The sequence below is a fragment of the Levilinea saccharolytica genome, from assembly GCF_001306035.1.
In the GTDB taxonomy this organism is placed as follows: Bacteria; Chloroflexota; Anaerolineae; order Anaerolineales; family Anaerolineaceae; genus Levilinea; species Levilinea saccharolytica.
The window spans coordinates 67,915-84,719 of the sequence record NZ_LGCM01000027.1; the positions used below are offsets into that span (position 1 = coordinate 67,915).

Sequence of the window (16,805 nt, forward strand, 5' to 3'; positions counted from 1 at the left end):
TTGGAGTAAAATAAGGATATGACCACTAAAGAAAAGCTGGAACAAAACTTAAAAGATGCTATGCGCTCCAATAACGAGCTGAATAAACGCGTCATTCGTCTGGCGCTCTCTACGATTAAATTGGAAGAGGTGAATAAGGGCAAACCGCTCGAAGAAGCCGATGTCTTAAATGTGCTTCAAAAAGAAATCAAAATGCGGCGAGAATCCATTGACGGTGCCCAAAAAGCGAACCGCCCAGACCTCATCCAGGGATACCAGGAAGAAATTGATGTTCTTTCCACGTATCTCCCCAAGCAGCTCACCCCCGAAGAGCTTCGTGCCCTGGCGATTGAAGCCATCCGGGAATCAGGGGCGGCTGCGCCTGCGGATATGGGTAAAGTGATGAAAGTCCTGCTGCCGCGCGTACAAGGGCAAATCCCCAACAGTGAAGTCAGCCAGGTGGTTCGGGAACTGCTCTCCTCCTGATCATGAGTCTACCCGCCTTCCAGGATCGCTTTCGAAAGGCCAATCGCAATACCCTGCGGTTAGGCCTTTTGCTCATGGTGGCGGTCCTGTCGTTTGCCTCACTGGTGCTCCCCATCGCCCTGCGCCCATCTTCTTTCCCACTCAAAATTGGGGATGTCTCTGCACAGGATATTCAGGCCCCTCATGATCTCACTTACGCCAGCGATGTCCTCACCGAGATTAAAAGGACCGAAGCGGAATCGGGTGTCCCTCCCGTTTACCTGCCCGCCGATCCTGGAATCACGCGCCGCCAAATCGAAAGCCTTCGTAATGCGCTCGCGTACATCACCGCCGTCCGCGCCGACAGCTACGCTTCTTTAGAAGAAAAATACGCCGATCTGGCCATGCTTAAGCAGCTCGACCTCGATTCGGAAAGTATGGCCCAAATCCTGGGGCTCAGCGACGCACGCTGGGAAATTGTTCAGCAAGAAACACTTGGGGTTTTAGAACAGGTCATGCGCAACACCATCCGCGAGCCCGATCTGCGAGATGCCCGCCGCAACGTTCCCACCCTGATCAGTTTTTCGCTGACCCAGGAGCAGGCGCAAATCGTCTCCAATTTGGTCACGCAGCTCATCGCGCCCAACAGCCTGCTCAGCCAGGAACTTACCGAAAAGGCCCGCGCCGAAGCCCGCGAGACCGTCCAATCGCTTGATCGCACCTACATTGCCGGTGAAACCATCGTTTCCCGCGGTCAGGTGCTCACCGCTTTAGATTGGGAAGCCCTCGAAAAATTCAATCTGGTCAAACCGCCCACGAATACGCAAGATATGATCGCCGCAGGGTTCATCGTCGCCCTAAACACGGTCTTCATTGGCCTGTATTTCGTTCGCCGCCGTCCCGCTGTGGTCGCCGATTCTCGCAGCCTACTGGTCATTGCTCTGACATTTCTGCTCTTCTTGTTCAGCGCCCGCCTGGTGATCCCCAACCGCGCCATCCTGCCCTACATCTTCCCCCTGTCCGCCTTTGGCCTCACCATCGCCAGCTTGTTCACGTTGGAAATCGGCCTGGTGGTTTCGCTGAGTTTGGGCATCCTGGCCGCCTATGGGCTGCCCTACAGCCTGGATCTCACCTTGTTTTACGTATTGTCCAGCATATGCGGTGTACTCATCTTGGGGCGCGCCCGGCGCATTGCCAGTTTCTTTTGGGCAGGCATTGGAATATCCGGAGCCGGGGCAGCCATTATCCTTGCATACCGCCTGCCGGATACCATTACGGATTGGATTGGTATCGCCACGCTGGTAGGTTCCTCTTTTCTCAACGGCATGGCGGCCGCCAGCTTGAGTCTGCTGCTTCAATATTTTCTTAGCCAGCTTCTGGGTCTGACCACCGCGCTCCAACTTTTAGAGGTGTCCCGGCCCGACCATCCCCTCCTGCAGTTCATATTGCGCAGCGCCCCCGGCACCTACCAACACAGCTTGCAGGTGGCCAATCTCGCTGAACAAGCGGCCGAGGCTATCGGCGCAGACGGTTTACTCGTGCGGGTTGGAGCTATTTTCCATGACGCGGGCAAAGCCATGAATCCATCCTTCTTTATTGAAAATCAGCTTCCCGGGCGCCTTAACCCCCATGATGACCTCGACCCCCGTGTCAGTTCCCAAACCATCATCAGCCACGTCAGCGATGGGGTCACCCTGGCAAAAAAGCACCGTCTGCCGCCTCGTCTGCAGGATTTCATGTGCGAACACCATGGCACCCTCATCACTCGTTATCAATATTCGCACGCGGTCAAAGCCGCTGGTGACCGCCCCGAATTGGTGAATATCGAAGACTTTCGCTACCCCGGCCCAGCCCCGCGCTCAAAAGAAACCGCGTTGCTCATGCTGGCCGACGGCTGCGAGGCGCGCGCTCGCTCTGAGCTTCCCAAGAATGAAGAGGAAATGCGTCTCCTTATCCGTAAAGTCTTCGATTTCTGCCAGCGCGAAGGCCAGCTGGATAATACCTCCCTCACATTACGCGACCTCAACCGCGCGGCGGATTCGTTTACCAAAACGCTGCTCAACACTCACCATCCCCGCATCCGCTACCCAGAGCTGCAGCCGAACCCGTCCGCCGCAGAAGCCGCCCTTCCTTTTCCATCTCCGGCGGCCGAATCTATCCCCACCCAACCGCAAAAAGATACCAGGCAGGAACCATGATTGATCTGCAAATTACTGAGCCGTTGGAAACCCAAGTGTCTCCGGATGCCCTTTTGACAGCCGTCCAGGCCGCCCTGAATTACCATGACCCCGCTCTGGATGTGAATTTAACCGTGGCGGTGGACACCGATGAGACCCTCCACGCCTTGAATCTGCAATACCGCGGTATCAACGCCCCCACTGACGTGCTTTCTTTCAACGCCGATGAAATTGACCCGGAAACAGGTCAAACCTACCTGGGCGATATCCTCATCTCCTATGACCGCGCCCTGGCCCAAGCAGAAAAGGCTGGCCACCCGGTCCAAAATGAACTGCAATTGTTAGCAGTCCACGGAACTTTGCACCTGCTCGGCTATGATCACAGCCAGGAAGACGAGAAACAGCGCATGTGGGCCGCCCAGACGGAAATCCTGGAGCGCATCGGCTGCCGCATTCTGCAGCTCCCCGAAGATTAGGCGTATGGTCAAATTTTTCTTGAAACGTGCGATTTCATTTCGCCACGCCTTTGCCGGGTTTGCCTACGCTCTGCGCACTCAGCCAAACACGTGGATTCATGTCGCCGCCACGATCGCGGTGCTGGTGCTGGCCGTTTTGCTGCGGTTACCCGCCGTTCATGTGGCCGTTCTTATTCTAACCATCGGGGCAGTCTGGACAGCCGAGTTAGTCAATACCGCCGTCGAAGCTCTGGTCGATCTGGCCTCCCCCGACCATCACCCGCTAGCCAAAATCAGCAAAGACACCGCCGCAGCGGCCGTCTTGGCCGCTGCGGTCGCCGCCGTTTTAGTGGGGCTGCTCGTTTTAGGCCCTCCGCTGCTCAAGCTGCTGCAAAGCTGGGTCAGGTAGATCACCATGCAAAGTTCGAATCTCGCCAATTTCCGCTTTGGAACTGTCGGTTCCCCCCAATCCACGCCCAAAAAGCCCGGCGGCAGCGTTGGGGCCGTGCAACAGACCGCGGTTTTGGGTCTCTCCGCCCTGGAATTGGGCTGGGTGCAGTCGGTGCGTGTCACCGAAGAAACCTGCGCCGCCATTCAGTCTGCAGCCAAAGATCACAACGTCGCTCTCAGCGTCCACGCGCCCTACTTCATCAACCTCAACGCGGATGCCGAGGAATGGCCAAAATCCAAGAAGCGGCTCATGGACGCCGCCTATTACGGTTGGCGGGCTGGAGCAACCGATATCATCTTTCACCCTGGTTCTTATTTTAACCAGCCTGCCGCCCAGATCATGCCGCGGGTTATCGAACGTTTGCAAAGCTGCGTCGAAGAGACCCTGGAACGCGGGGTTGAAGTTCGTTTTCGCCCGGAGACAATGGGAAAATCCGCCATGATCGGTTCCCTGGAAGACACCCTGGAGATGAGCCGGCGCATCCCCAACGTGTTCCCCTGCCTGGACTTTGCCCATCTCCACGCCCGCCCAGGCGACGGCTCGGTGAACACCTACGATGAATGGCTGTCCATCTTGCAAACCTATGGCCAGGCGCTCGGCTCCGCCGCCCTGCAGCACCTCCACATCCATCTATCCGGCATCGAATATTCTACCAAAGGCGAGCGGAACCACCTGCCGCTGCGGGAATCAGATTTGGACTTGGACGGCCTGTTCACCGCCCTCAAAACGGTGAATGCAGGAGGTCGCATCCTCTGCGAAAGCCCTGTCATGGAAGAGGACGCCTTGTACATGCAGCAGCTCTGGGCTGCAAAAAACGACCCCTAAGCCGTAGTGCTTAAGGGTCGTCTCTGTGTGATCCTGCCTTGTCCTACAGGTATTCTTTCAGGCTGTGCTCCACGGCGTAAGCTGCCGCCTCGGCCCGGTTACTGACCCCCAGCTTCGACAAGATGCTGCTCACATAGTTGCGCACCGTACCCTCGCCCAGGAACAACGCCTTGGCGATTTCACGGTTCGTCTTCCCTTCGGAGACCAGCAGCAATACGTGTTTTTCTTGCTGGCTTAAGTTCGCAAAGGCCGAAGCCTCCTCTTCTTTCACCGCCCGCCGCACTTCTTGGAACACACGCTGGGTCACCGCCGGGTCCAAAAGCGCCTCGCCACGCCCCACTGCCTCCAATGCGCGGATCAGGTCGTCGCGGCTGATCTGCTTCAACACATATCCAGACGCACCCGCCCGGATGGCCGCAAACAGCATTTCATCTTCCGCGTAAGAGGTCAACATCACCACACGTGTATTTGCAAAATTGCGCGTAATTTCTTCGCACGCTTCGATGCCCGAAGCACCCGGCAAGCGGATATCCATCAACACCATATCGGGTTGGTGGCGAGCGGTCAGTTCAATCGCTTCTTTTGCATTCCCAGCCTCATCCACAACTTCAAACTGTGGATGATGTTCAAGCAAGGAACGCAGTCCCAAACGCACCACTTCATGATCATCCACAATAAGGATCCGCTGTTTTGCCATATCCGTCAATTTTCCTCCGACACTCTCTTCGCTGCCTGCGCAGCGCGCTAAACGGCAAATTCAATCCGATTGCTAAGATCAAACTAGTAGAAGTATACTACATCGTATGCAAAATCACCTTACAGTCTATTCACCATATACGGGCCAGCTCCAGCAGCACCATTTTTTTCAGAACCAGACCAATGACTGTGGGCCGTGTGTCATTGCTACCATCAACAACGCTTTGCAAACCCGTCCGTTCCACTTCTACACCCTCTCGCAGGCCCTGAACCGCTACACCAGTAAAAGGCTTCCCCCAGATCGCCTGGCCAATTCGGCCACTTTTCCCTGGGGCATGGTCCGCATCCTCAGGCAGCTGGGCTTCAGCGCCAGTTGGCGTCTGTGGGCCAAGCCAAAGGACTTGCAGCGCGTGAGCACCCCAGGCCTGATTCTGGTCACCATCACCGGTCAATGGTCGCCCCTGTGGGCACATTACATGCTCCTGGTCGCCCTCGACCCACATCGCGGCCCCGGCTTCATCAACCCGGCCCTTCCTCAGCCAGAAATTGACTGGCGTCCCCAGGCACAGTTCTTCAAAGAATGGAACGCCTTCGGCCGCCAACTGGTTGAAATTCGCGTCAATTCCCGCGCTTACACGGATAAATCCAATTCCAGTGTCACCGGGCAGTGATCCGACCCCTCGACATCATCGTGAACCACCACATCTTTGACCTTCGGCATCAGCTCTGGGGTCACCAGGAAATAGTCCAGACGCCAGCCAATATTCCTGCGGCGCGCCGCCATGCGGTACGTCCACCAGGTGTACTGCACCCGGTCGGGATACAAAACGCGATACGCATCCATAAACCCGTGATCTAAATATTTCTGCACCCAGGCGCGCTCTTCTGGCAAAAATCCTGAAGTTTTCTGATTCTCTTTTGGGTTGGCCAGGTCAATTTCCTGATGCGCCGTGTTGAAATCTCCGGTGATGATAATCTGTTCTCCCTGCGCGCGCAGTTGCGCCGTCAGCTCTAACAGACAGGCGTAAAAATCCAGCTTATAATCCACCCGCTCCTGCCCGCGCTGTCCATTGGGGAAATAGATGATGAAAAGCCGAAAAGCATCCGTACGCACCCAAATCACCCGCCCTTCATCATCAAAGCGCGCGTCGCCCAGCCCAACCCCCACCTCAAATTTCTCGATATTGCGCACATAGGCAGCGACCCCGCTGTACCCGGGGCGCTCGGCTGGGTTGAAAAACGCCTGATAATCCATGAACGAGCGCATTGAATCGCTCAGCTGATCCGTTTTTGCCTTGATCTCTTGCAGCCCCAAAATATCCGGCATCTGGCTTTGCGTCCATTCATACAGCCCCTTACCAGCCGCCGCCCGTATCCCATTCACATTCCAGGTTGTAATTTTCATGTTGTGATCCTCTTTTTATTGCATTATCAAACGGGTGTGGTAAACTTAATCTTATAGTAGGAGGTCAATGCATGCAACCTAAAAATCCCACTCGTATTGTCTATATCGAGGACGACGTCGAAATGATTGACCTCGTCTCGCTGATCTTAAGTCGCCGCGGTTTTGAAGTGAAGGGTGCCCACGGGGGCAGGCACGGCCTCGATATGGTCGCCAAAGAGAATCCGGATTTAGTGCTGCTCGACCTCATGATGCCAGACCTGGATGGTTGGGATGTATATCAGCAAATTAAAGCCGATGAGAACACCCGCCATATCCCCGTCATCGTCATCACTGCCAAGGCCCAACCGATTGATCGCGTGCTGGGCCTGCACATCGTCAAAGTGGACGATTACATCAGCAAGCCCTTCCACCCACAGGAACTCCTGGACAGCATCGAGCGCGTTCTCACCAAATCCCAAACCGAGGAACAACCCTGATTCTTTCCGCGCCTATGCAACAATTCTTAATTGTTAACCAGACTCACCCGATTTCAAACCCGATTGCGCTTTCCCTCTGTGATACATTTTGGAGCCGCTTCCGCGGGCTCATGCTTCGCCCCTCTCTGCATCCTGGTGAGGGGATCATTTTGGCTGAAAACAGCCAAACCGTACTCAATGCGACCATTCACATGCTCTTCATGCGTTTTGATATCGGCGTCGTATGGCTCAACCGCGAACATCAAGTGGTAGACCGGAAAATTGCGCGCAAATGGCAGCTTGCCGTCGCGCCCCAGGCCCCGGCAGCCTACATTTTGGAAATCCATCCAACACAGCTTGAGCAATTTCAGGTGGGTGATTATGTTGAATTTCAGCCGCAGTAAACCCTGGGGCAACTTCTTCCTGCTGCTGCTCATTTTGTTCCTCACTACCCCTCCTGTGCAGGCTCAAAATGATCCCCAGGGCCCCATCTACGTAGTCCAATCTGGTGATACGTTGAATGTCATCGCCATGCGTTTTGGCGTCTCAGTGGATGACATCATTCTGGTCAATAACATCGCCAATCCCAACCTGCTGGCTGAAGGGACCGAATTAATCATCCCCGGCCTGGAGGGTGTTTCGGGTCGTCTGGTCACCCTCACAGTACCCTTAGGGCAAAATCTGCTCAGCCTTAGCCGCGAACACGGCGTGTCCATTGAAAAACTTGCCCAGTTAAACCGGCTCACCAGCCCCCAAGAAATTTATGCCGGCAGCAACCTGATCATTCCCCAAGAAAGTCAGGACGCAGCCCTGTTCCCTGGCTTCAATCTAGCAGCCAATCAGACCTGGTTGGAAGCGGCCGTTTTAGCTGACCTTAATCCCTGGCAACTGATGGAAATTAACCGTCATGGTACTTCTGCCAGCCTGGTCAGCGGGCAAATGCTCTATCAGCCTGGCCAAAATGCCAACGCTCAATTCAGCGCCATTTCGCCGGTGATTACATCCATTTCGATCCTCCCCCTGCCATTCATCCAAGGCAAAACGTCCGTCCTGCGGGTCGAAACCAATCAGCCAGTCAAACTCACTGCCAGACTCTTTGATCAGGATTACATTCTTTTTGAACAAAGCCCCGGCGAATACTTATCCCTCATTGGCACACCCACCCTATTGGATCCAGGCCTGGTGCCCTTTGATCTCAACGGCAGCCTGACGGAAGGTTCCACCTTCAGCTATTCACAAATGATCCTCCTCGATCCCGGCTATTATGGGCAGGACCCCCCATTGGAAGTCGATCCGGCGACTTTAGACCCCGAGGCGATGAAGTCGGAGGAGGAATTTGTCACCAGCCGCACCTCCACCGCCAGCGCCAAGCGGCTTTGGGAAGGTGCCTTTGCCTATCCAATTGATGAACCCTGCATCCGTTCCTGGTTTGGCAACCGCCGTTCTTATAATAATGGGGTCTATACCAGTTTCCACGCGGGGTTGGATTTTGGCGTGTGCGCACAAAATTTGAATATCTACGCCGCAGCTCCTGGAAAAGTGGTGTTCGCAGGCCCGCTGGCCGTTCGCGGTAATTCTGTCATTATTGATCACGGTTGGGGTGTTTATACCGGCTATTGGCATTTGAATCAGATCGCCGTAGCCGAAGGTGATGTTGTCGACGTGCGCCAGGTCATCGGCGAAGTCGGAGCAACCGGCCGGGTCACCGGCCCTCACCTGCATTTTGAAGTTCGTGTCAATGGTTTTGCCGTAGATCCCCTCGACTGGTTGGAGACCGGCTATCCGCAGCCCTAAAGATCGTTGTACAATCAAAAAAAGACGATCATGATTTAAGGTATAATTTACGATTGTAATCAAACATCCATTGCGAGAGAGTAGAGTAAGGCTAATGACAAACCCCCGCTTTTCGCTTCAAAAAGACTACTGGACTCAATTTTCCCTCCAAAATGATGATTTGGAGTTTCTATACAATCACTTGCTGGAAATCGAAATACCCCTGACCCCCATTGAATTGGTCCGCGCTCTCGTAGATAACCGCATCAAAAAAGAAAAGCAGCATCTAGAAAAGAATCAGGCTGCCCAGGGTAAAATTTATCTCCCCAAAGATTCCTATCAGCCAGATGAAAAAATTGTCCTGCCGCAGTTCAATTGGCGCGAAGGTCGTGTTCTTTCCGTGCGCGAGGGCGTCAACCCCGACAGCGCCCCATTCCAGGTGATTGAGGTTGAACTTGACGACCAGACCGTCACCCATTTGGCTGCCAATTTTGCGGAGCATGCGCTGAATAACCCCGTTTCAGCCGCCAGTGAAGACGAAAATTTGGACGTAGAGGAAGTCATTAAGAGCCACGGCAAATCTTTGCTAAGCAGCCTCAATGCCGAACTGGAATCCAACCCGGATCTGGTGCGCATCGCTGGGCGCTGGTTCCCTCGCTCCCTCCTGGTGGATGTCAACATCGGTTATCTCAATTTGGCCGAAGCTCTGCTGGATATGGAAGAGGGCGGCCCTTTGAGCACCCAGTCCATCCTGGAACAAATTGAGCTTCCCACCGACGTCAATCTAAAGCTGACCGAATTTTCCTTGAATCTGGCCCTCGAAGAAGATGGCCGTTTTGATGAAGTCGGTCCCTCGGGCGAAGTCCTTTGGTACCTGCGCCGGCTGGAGCCAGAGGGAGTGCAAAACCCTCCCAGCTTTCTACGCTATCAATCTCACCAAACCGTAGACGTCAGTCTGGTGGCACCCCTGCTGGAAATGTTCGAAGGCCACATCGAAGACGATTTGGAAGACAACATGTGCCGTGAAGGCCAACCGGACAAAGAAATTGCCATATCTCTGATCTTCCCCCATTGGCGCGCTGGAACCCTGCCCTTGTGCGAAGAAAACATGCACATCTTCCCTACGGCTATCGAGTCGCCGCGCGTGCTCTTCACCTTTGTGGATGCAATCACCGGGGAGCGTTTTCCCGGCTGGGTCGTGCGCCAGCACCGCTACATCTTCGGCCTGGAAAAATGGTACGCCAGCCAGGAGCTGATGCCTGGATCCGTCATCACCTTGAAAAAAGGGCAGAAGCCCGGCGAAGTCAGCATCCATTCTGGCAAGCGCCGCCCCACCCGCGAATGGGTGCGCACGGCGTTAATTGGTGCAGACGGCGGCATTGTCTTCGCCATGCTTAAGCAGTTGGTCTCCAGTCAATTGGATGAACGTATGGCCTTCGGCATTCCGGATGTCAAGCCCTTCGACGATATCTGGAACGCCAGCAATAAACAACGGGGCTCCTTAGAGCAAACCGTCATGTCGATGATGCGCGAACTGGCCAAACTTACCCCCCAGGGCCATGTCCACGCCCAAGAACTGTACGCGGCCGTCAACATCGTGCGCCGCTGCCCGCCTGGGCCCATCCTTCAAATGTTGGTTACGCAGCCCTGGGCTTCCCATCTAGGCGATTTATACTTCCGCCTGGATGACAAACCCCAAGAAGGATAAATGCCATGCCTGATGGAAAACGTTACAGCCTGATCCGACCGACCACCGACACGCCCCTGCACATTGATTTTGAGTGGTGGAAAACCCACGATAACAACTGGCGCATCTTTTTGCAATCCTGCCTTTGCCCAACCCATCAGGCCGCTTTTGCTGCAATGGATCATGACAGTCAAATTGATTTTGTGGACCCGCAAACTGCCGAAGTCCACAGCATGGACGGCCTGCAGCATGTACTCATGAGCCACTGTGCTCGCCAGCCGGAATTCATCAATGTGAACACCACCTTGGTGGATGGGGTTTTTCGTGTATTTCTGGCCAACGGCAACGCACCCCTTTCATCCAAAGAATTGGCTGAAAAAATCAATCGCCCACCCGAAACTATTCTTCGGACACTTTTGGGCCCAACCATTTATAAGGGTTTACGTCCATTTCTTCAGGGGAATTAGTTTTCCCACGGTTTGCAATCCCGCCCTTGTAGCTCAATGGACAGAGCAGCGGCCTTCTAAGCCGTTGGTTGTGAGTTCGAATCTCACCAGGGGCGCCATTTCTTTCTAGGCGCAGAAATCAGGAGGAGAACATGGATCCACAGCGCACCATCAAATTTGCCGGAGCAGATGCCAACATTCTGGGTGAAGTCGTTAAAGTCGGTGACCTTGCCTCCGATTTCCATGCCCACACCCAGGATTGGCGCTATGTCTCCGTATTTGAAGAGACCGCTGGGAAAGTGCGTATTCTGGCCGCGGTACCTTCCCTCGAAACCGGCGTATGCGACCGAGAAACGCGCCGCTTTAACACCGAAGCCGCAGATTTGAGCCAGGAAATCGCCATCATCACCATTTCGGCAGATCTGCCCTTTACCCAAAAGAAGTGGTGTGGAGCCGCCGGAATTGATCAAGTTTTGGTGGTATCGGATCACAAGGAAATGGACTTCGGTCAGAAATACGGCTGTCTCATAGAGCAGCCCCGCCTGCTGACCAGAGCCGTATTTGTGGTAGACCGTAAGGGGATCATCCAATACGCAGCCTACATGAACGCCCTGGGTGATGAGCCGGATTACGAGGCGGTGCTCAACGCCGCCAAAGCTGCCCTTAACAGCGGCGGATGACAGGAAGGCTAAGATGATCACGGTCAAGTATATTTCGAAACCAGCGCGCAGCGCAAGTTCGTCCATTGGGGACCCATTCCTCAGCTCCACCATGGTCGCCTGGCGTTCCTCCCTTCGCCCGCATATCTTCCGCCCGCCCACGGATCTCTACGAAACCGATCAGGCATTGATCGTTCGCGTGGAAATTGGCGGTATGAACGAAGATGATTTCAATATCGTTCTCAGTCAAAACCTTCTCCTCGTCCACGGCCTACGCTCTGACCTCGAAGAAAAGAAAGCTTTCCTGCAAATGGAAATTCCCTTTGGCGAATTTTCCACCGAGGTAGAATTCACCATTCCGGTGGATCTTGATCGCGCGGAAGCACAATACGATAATGGGATCTTGTGGATTACCCTGCCCAAGGCCTCTCCTCACCAAGTCAAAGTGAATAAAGACTAACCTTTATGGCAGCTACCCGATGGCATATCACACCCGAAGAAATCACCCGTTGGACGAGTGAAGAAGAAGATGAATTCATGGGGGACTGGATCTTGGATTTCTTAAAATTTCAAACGGAATCGTCGCAGCAAATGCCCTCTTTACCCGATGACTCACCCTCCGATGAGGCGGTCCTGATTGAGAATCCCCAGATTCCAACTGAACTGCCCATCCTGCCCTTACGTGGTTTGGTGGTATATCCCCTCACCGCGGTTCCATTAACCATCGGCCAACCTCGATCGATTCGCCTGGTGGATGATGTCGCCAACAGCGAGCGCCTCATCGGCCTCATCGCCGCTCGCGACCCCGAAAAAGAAGCCCCCAATCCGGATGACCTGTATCAGACCGGCACCATCGCCATGATCCACAGGCTCTTCCGTGCCCCCGACGGCACGATCCGCCTGGTGGTTCAGGGGCTTTCTCGCTTTCGCGTCGTAGAGTATCTCCAAACCGAGCCGTACCTCAAAGCACGCATCGAACCTGCGGCCGAGATTGAAGAAGAAGGCATCGAGATGGAAGCCCTGGCGCGCAATGTCCGCGACCAGTTCATCCACATCACCGAACTGATCCCCTCGATCCCGCGCGAATTCGTCAATTCGATTGCCTCCATTGAAGGCTCCCTTCAAACCACCTACTCAATCGCTAACTTCCAGCGCATGGATTTGCAGGATGCCCAGGATATTCTGGAGTTCGACTCCACCCGGGATAAGCTGCTGAAATTGGTCTCCATCCTCACGCGTGAAATCGAAATGCTCGAGTTGGGCCAAAAGATCCAAAACGAAGCCCGCTCCGAAATTGAGAAAGTTCAGCGCGAGTACTTCCTCCGCGAACAGCTCAAAGCTATTCAAAAAGAGCTGGGAGAGCGGGACGAGCAAACCGCTGATGTTGAAGATTTTCGCCAGAAAATCGAAAAAGCCGACATGCCAGAAGAAGCCGCCAAACAATCCCAGCGCGAACTGGATCGGCTGTCACGCCTGCCTACTTCTTCTGCCGAGTACGGCGTCATCCGCACCTATCTCGATTGGTTGGTATCCCTGCCCTGGAATACCCACACCAGCGACAACCTCGATATCACCCATGCCCGTGAGGTCTTAGATCATGATCATTACGGGTTGGAAGACATCAAAGCGCGCATCCTGGAGTTCCTCGCCGTACGGAAACTGCGTTTGGAACGCCGCGAAGAGCTTTCCCAAGATTTGCGCGATGACCAAATCCGCCGTGAGCGCGAAGGGGTCATTTTATGCTTTGTCGGACCTCCGGGCGTAGGCAAAACCTCTCTAGGCCAATCTATTGCCCGCGCCCTCGGTCGAAAATTTATCCGCATTTCGCTGGGCGGCATCCGCGATGAAGCAGAAATCCGCGGGCATCGCCGAACCTACATAGGCTCTCTCCCAGGGCGGATCTTGCAGGCGCTTCGCCGGGCCGAATCGAACAATCCGGTCTTTATGTTGGATGAAATTGACAAAATGAGCGCCGATTTCCGCGGCGACCCCGCCTCCGCTCTTCTGGAGGTGCTGGACCCTGAACAAAACTCAGAATTCCGTGATCATTACCTGGAAGTGGCCTTCAACCTCTCCCAGGTCATGTTCATCACAACTGCCAACACCCTCGAAACCATCCCTGCCCCCTTATTGGACCGCATGGAAATTATCCAGCTAGCCGGGTACACCGAGGGTGAGAAGGTAAAAATTGCCAATCAATACCTGGTTCCCCGTCAACTGCGTGAAAACGGCCTCCGCCCCGGAGAGGTCGTCTTTACCGAGGCCGCCATCCACATCATCATCCGCCAATACACCCGTGAAGCTGGTGTGCGCAACCTGGAGCGCGAATTGGGGTCGGTCTGCCGCAAGGTTGTCGCTCAGTTAGCAGAGGACAAGCTAGACGTTTACGAAATTGACGCCGATCAGGTGCGTAAATATCTGGGGCGGCCTCATTTCCAGGGGGATGAGGAGATTTCCATGCGCACCTCAGAACCTGGTGTTGCCACCGGTTTAGCCTGGACCCCCGTCGGTGGAGACATCTTGTTCATTGAAGCCACGCGCATGCCCGGAGCGAAAGGCTTTCAGACCACCGGCTCCATCGGAAAGGTCATGGAAGAATCCGCCAAAGCGGCCCTGTCGTATGTGCGTTCCCGCGCTGAGATTTTGGGCCTGCCCGCAGATTTCTTTGACCACTCCGACATCCATCTCCACATCCCTGCTGGGGCACAACCCAAAGATGGTCCTTCCGCCGGGGTCACCATTGCCACGGCCATCGTATCCCTGATCTCCGGAAAGCCGGTTCGCTCCGATGTGGGTATGACGGGCGAAATTACTTTACGCGGCCAGGTGCTGCCCGTAGGTGGGATCAAAGAGAAGGTATTGGCAGCCCACCGCTATGGCCTCAAAACCATCATCCTTCCGAAAAAGAACCAGGAAGACTTAGAAGATCTCTCAGAAGAAGTCCGTACTGCTTTGAATTTTATCTTTGCAGAAACCGTTACCGACGTAATCCATAATGCTCTGGAAGAACCGGCAAAACCGGCTTCCAGGTCCGCCAAGAGGGGCAGGCAAACAAAACATGAGTAAAATTGTATTGATCGAAGACGACATCACCATGCGCACCCTGTTAAAGACCCTGCTGGAATTTGAAGGGTTTGAAGTCTCCATATATGGCGAAATCGAAGAAGATAAAGTCGCAGAAATGCTCAAGCAGGAACAACCCCAGGCTTTGCTTCTCGATGTCCATTTGCGTAAAGGCAGCGGCATCACCATCCTGAAGTCCATTCGTGAAGACCCCCAAATTTCCACGACGCGTGTGATCATGACCTCTGGCATGGATATGACCAGCCAGTGCCTCGATGCAGGCGCAGATCATTTCCTGCTCAAGCCCTACATGCCCGACGACCTCATTAATTTGCTGAAAGACAGCCGTGACTGACCGACCGCTGCGCGTTGCCGTTCTGACCATCTCCGACCGCTCCTCAGCCGGTCAGCGCCCCGATCTCTCCGGCCCAGCCCTGGCTGCGGAAGTTGAGAAGTATGGTTGGACCTGTGTTCAAACGGCTGTCGTGCCAGATGAAATATCCCAAATCGCCTCCGTCCTGGTTGCCTGGGCTGATTCCCGACAATGCGATCTCATCTTGACCACAGGCGGCACAGGCTTTGCCCCTAGAGACGTAACCCCCGAAGCAACGCGTTCCGTGCTGCACCGCGAGACCCCAGGCATCGCCGAGGCAATCCGCAGCCGCAGCCTGGCAATCACCCCCCACGCCATGCTTTCGCGCGCCATCTCTGGTATTCGCGGCCAATCGTTAATCATTAACTTTCCAGGCAGCCCCAAAGCCGCCGTAGAAAGCCTGGGGTTCGTCGCTTCAGTCCTTCCTCACGCCGTCCAACTGATCTCCGAGGATCCACAATCAGAACAGGGTCATCAATTAACCCAGTAAATTAATCGCGAAGAGGTGTCGAATGCCCGAAATTACCAACGCTGAAAAAAATGGAAAGCTGCGCGTGATCGTCAAATTAAAGACCGGCGAGCGTATTTCGATTTGTCGCTGCTTTGCCTCCAAAGAATTCCCCATCTGCGACGGCTCTCACCGCGAACTGCCCTTCAACATCGGTCCAGCCGTCGTTGAGGCTGTGAACCCAGAAGAGGAAAAGCCAGCCTAACTTGTCATAGCCGAGGGGGTTAAAAGCCAGATTCGAGTACTTCCTGCAAATCTGAGTCTTTTGTCATTACTGCCACAGGAACATTCCTGCGCTGCAGCGATGCGACGTGCTCTAAAATCGAATTGTGCCCGCCAAAAGACACGGGGTCAATGTAAACCACTACCGGGTGGACGCCGCGTTGTGCCAGAGAAATGGAGGCAGTTACCACGTTTGTATCTGTGGCCGCAGAAATTAAGATCACCGTGCTCCCCCGTGGCAGATGGTCCAACTGCCCCAATACCACAGCGTCGAGCCCCATGGTCCCCTTGCAGCGCAGCAGAGCCAGCGTTTCTAGGATTTTTGACAACTGCCTTTCCCCCCGTTCGGCTGCATGTACCACCAGGTACTGCCCTGCGCTGCAAAAGCCCAGAGACTGTCCCCGCATCAGGAAATATTTCGCCACTGAAGCCGCTGAAGATACGGCATACTCGAAGGAGTCTTTGGGCAGGATTCGTTCGCTCTTGTGCTGCCACAGCCAAAATTGGTCAATACGCGTCGGCTTGTTGGCCCTTTCCAGGCTGAAATGCGTTCCTGCCTGTGCGTCCACAAAAATCCACACATCCGCCCGCGGGTCCTGTTCAAATTCCTTCACCATCAAGTGATCTTTGCGCACACTGGTCGGCCAGTGGATGCGGTTCAGCGAATCTCCCGGCGCATATTCCCGCACGCTCGCCGCGTGGGGCGTCACCTCGTGGGTTTTCAGCCGTTTCGCGCGCCCACCCGGCAGCAGCCCCGGAGGAAACGGGAACACGCGTAAATCCACTGTCAGCGGTAAAACCAACAGACTTTGCCCGCCGGGGATCTTTCGCCGGTAGGCAAAAATTCCAAACGGGTCGCCGGCATACAGCGAGGTCGGCCCTAACTGAAATTGCCCCCGTTCCTGTAACAGCGTATAGGCCGAGTACCCGCGCACTTCATTTTTGGCCAGCCAGGAAAGCACCCGCGACCCTCCGCATCCAGGCAAATTGGACTCATTGCGCACATCCACCCAGGAGCGTTGGAACGCGGACAAATTTTCGATCTCAAATCGCTCTTCAAAAACCTGTCCCAATTGTTGGCGCAATCCGCGCGCGAATCGCCTCACCGCAAACCTTCGCACCGAGAACATGGCCAAGATGAAGCTCACCAGCAGCAATAAAATGCA

20 protein-coding genes and 1 tRNA gene are annotated in these 16,805 nt (G+C 54.7%); 18 read left to right on the forward strand and 3 right to left on the reverse strand.

Annotation, left to right across the window (positions count from 1 at the left end):
• Nucleotides 1-18: 18 nt before the first annotated feature.
• The 5 genes from ADN01_RS06400 to ADN01_RS06420 are packed head-to-tail and all read left to right on the forward strand — an operon-like array spanning nt 19 to nt 4,352.
• Complete coding sequence (locus ADN01_RS06400) at nt 19-465, forward strand: GatB/YqeY domain-containing protein (protein ID WP_062418462.1); 447 nt, start codon at nt 19-21, stop codon at nt 463-465.
• A 2-nt stretch (nt 466-467) separates the two neighbouring features.
• The gene (locus tag ADN01_RS06405; RefSeq protein ID WP_062418463.1) at nt 468-2,642 is read left to right on the forward strand and encodes an HD family phosphohydrolase; all 2,175 of its coding nucleotides are present in this window, start codon (nt 468-470) and stop codon (nt 2,640-2,642) included.
• Nucleotides 2,639-3,097, forward strand: a complete 459-nt coding sequence (ybeY, locus tag ADN01_RS06410) for an rRNA maturation RNase YbeY (RefSeq protein WP_062418464.1) — start codon at nt 2,639-2,641, stop codon at nt 3,095-3,097. Before ADN01_RS06405 ends, ybeY begins: the two co-directional genes overlap by 4 nt.
• Nucleotides 3,098-3,101: 4 nt before the next feature.
• A complete protein-coding gene (locus ADN01_RS06415) occupies nt 3,102-3,485 on the forward strand; it encodes a diacylglycerol kinase family protein (protein WP_062418465.1) in 384 nt (127 codons plus the stop codon).
• Nucleotides 3,486-3,491: 6 nt separating this feature from the next.
• The gene (locus tag ADN01_RS06420) at nt 3,492-4,352 is read left to right on the forward strand and encodes a TIM barrel protein (RefSeq protein WP_062418466.1); all 861 of its coding nucleotides are present in this window, start codon (nt 3,492-3,494) and stop codon (nt 4,350-4,352) included.
• A gap of 43 nt (nt 4,353-4,395) precedes the next feature.
• Here the strand turns inward: ADN01_RS06420 and ADN01_RS06425 are convergent, their stop codons facing one another.
• Nucleotides 4,396-5,049, reverse strand: a complete 654-nt coding sequence (locus ADN01_RS06425) for a response regulator transcription factor (RefSeq protein WP_062418467.1) — start codon at nt 5,047-5,049, stop codon at nt 4,396-4,398.
• 106 nt (nt 5,050-5,155) lie between these two features.
• On the opposite strand from ADN01_RS06425, the gene ADN01_RS06430 reads away from it, so the two are divergent.
• A complete protein-coding gene (locus tag ADN01_RS06430) occupies nt 5,156-5,719 on the forward strand; it encodes a cysteine peptidase family C39 domain-containing protein (RefSeq protein ID WP_062418468.1) in 564 nt (187 codons plus the stop codon).
• On the opposite strand, the gene ADN01_RS06435 is transcribed toward ADN01_RS06430, so the two are convergent.
• On the reverse strand, nt 5,680-6,453 hold the full coding sequence (locus ADN01_RS06435; protein ID WP_062418469.1) for an exodeoxyribonuclease III: 774 nt from the start codon (nt 6,451-6,453) through the stop codon (nt 5,680-5,682). The two genes, ADN01_RS06430 and ADN01_RS06435, sit on opposite strands and share 40 nt — an antisense overlap.
• 71 nt (nt 6,454-6,524) lie before the next feature.
• On the opposite strand from ADN01_RS06435, the gene ADN01_RS06440 reads away from it, so the two are divergent.
• The 12 genes from ADN01_RS06440 to ADN01_RS06495 all read left to right on the forward strand — a co-directional run bounded on the left by ADN01_RS06440 (nt 6,525) and on the right by ADN01_RS06495 (nt 15,622).
• Nucleotides 6,525-6,929 (forward strand): response regulator transcription factor, encoded by a 405-nt coding sequence (locus tag ADN01_RS06440; RefSeq protein ID WP_062418470.1) that lies wholly within the window; start codon nt 6,525-6,527, stop codon nt 6,927-6,929.
• 14 nt (nt 6,930-6,943) lie between these two features.
• A complete protein-coding gene (locus ADN01_RS06445) occupies nt 6,944-7,312 on the forward strand; it encodes a DUF192 domain-containing protein (protein WP_075071022.1) in 369 nt (122 codons plus the stop codon).
• Between the two features lie 112 nt (nt 7,313-7,424).
• The gene (locus ADN01_RS06450) at nt 7,425-8,702 is read left to right on the forward strand and encodes a peptidoglycan DD-metalloendopeptidase family protein (protein ID WP_160318389.1); all 1,278 of its coding nucleotides are present in this window, start codon (nt 7,425-7,427) and stop codon (nt 8,700-8,702) included.
• A gap of 181 nt (nt 8,703-8,883) precedes the next feature.
• Complete coding sequence (locus tag ADN01_RS06455; RefSeq protein ID WP_160318390.1) at nt 8,884-10,389, forward strand: hypothetical protein; 1,506 nt, start codon at nt 8,884-8,886, stop codon at nt 10,387-10,389.
• A 5-nt stretch (nt 10,390-10,394) separates the two neighbouring features.
• On the forward strand, nt 10,395-10,835 hold the full coding sequence (locus ADN01_RS06460; RefSeq protein WP_062418474.1) for a hypothetical protein: 441 nt from the start codon (nt 10,395-10,397) through the stop codon (nt 10,833-10,835).
• A gap of 22 nt (nt 10,836-10,857) precedes the next feature.
• Nucleotides 10,858-10,933 (forward strand) — tRNA-Arg (locus ADN01_RS06465).
• Between the two features lie 33 nt (nt 10,934-10,966).
• Entirely contained in the window at nt 10,967-11,494 is a 528-nt protein-coding gene (tpx, locus tag ADN01_RS06470) for a thiol peroxidase (RefSeq protein ID WP_062418475.1), read from the forward strand.
• 13 nt (nt 11,495-11,507) lie between these two features.
• Complete coding sequence (locus tag ADN01_RS06475) at nt 11,508-11,933, forward strand: Hsp20/alpha crystallin family protein (protein WP_062418476.1); 426 nt, start codon at nt 11,508-11,510, stop codon at nt 11,931-11,933.
• Between the two features lie 131 nt (nt 11,934-12,064).
• Nucleotides 12,065-14,539 (forward strand): endopeptidase La, encoded by a 2,475-nt coding sequence (gene lon, locus ADN01_RS06480; RefSeq protein WP_062418484.1) that lies wholly within the window; start codon nt 12,065-12,067, stop codon nt 14,537-14,539.
• Nucleotides 14,532-14,891 (forward strand): response regulator transcription factor, encoded by a 360-nt coding sequence (locus tag ADN01_RS06485; RefSeq protein ID WP_062418477.1) that lies wholly within the window; start codon nt 14,532-14,534, stop codon nt 14,889-14,891. The genes lon and ADN01_RS06485 overlap by 8 nt, the downstream gene beginning before the upstream one ends.
• A complete protein-coding gene (locus ADN01_RS06490; protein ID WP_201778648.1) occupies nt 14,884-15,399 on the forward strand; it encodes a MogA/MoaB family molybdenum cofactor biosynthesis protein in 516 nt (171 codons plus the stop codon). The genes ADN01_RS06485 and ADN01_RS06490 overlap by 8 nt, the downstream gene beginning before the upstream one ends.
• Before the next feature lie 22 nt (nt 15,400-15,421).
• On the forward strand, nt 15,422-15,622 hold the full coding sequence (locus ADN01_RS06495; RefSeq protein WP_062418478.1) for a CDGSH iron-sulfur domain-containing protein: 201 nt from the start codon (nt 15,422-15,424) through the stop codon (nt 15,620-15,622).
• 19 nt (nt 15,623-15,641) lie between these two features.
• Here ADN01_RS06495 and ADN01_RS06500 read toward each other — a convergent pair whose 3' ends face one another.
• Nucleotides 15,642-16,787 (reverse strand): DUF58 domain-containing protein, encoded by a 1,146-nt coding sequence (locus tag ADN01_RS06500; RefSeq protein ID WP_236690986.1) that lies wholly within the window; start codon nt 16,785-16,787, stop codon nt 15,642-15,644.
• Between the last annotated feature and the right edge of the window lie 18 nt (nt 16,788-16,805).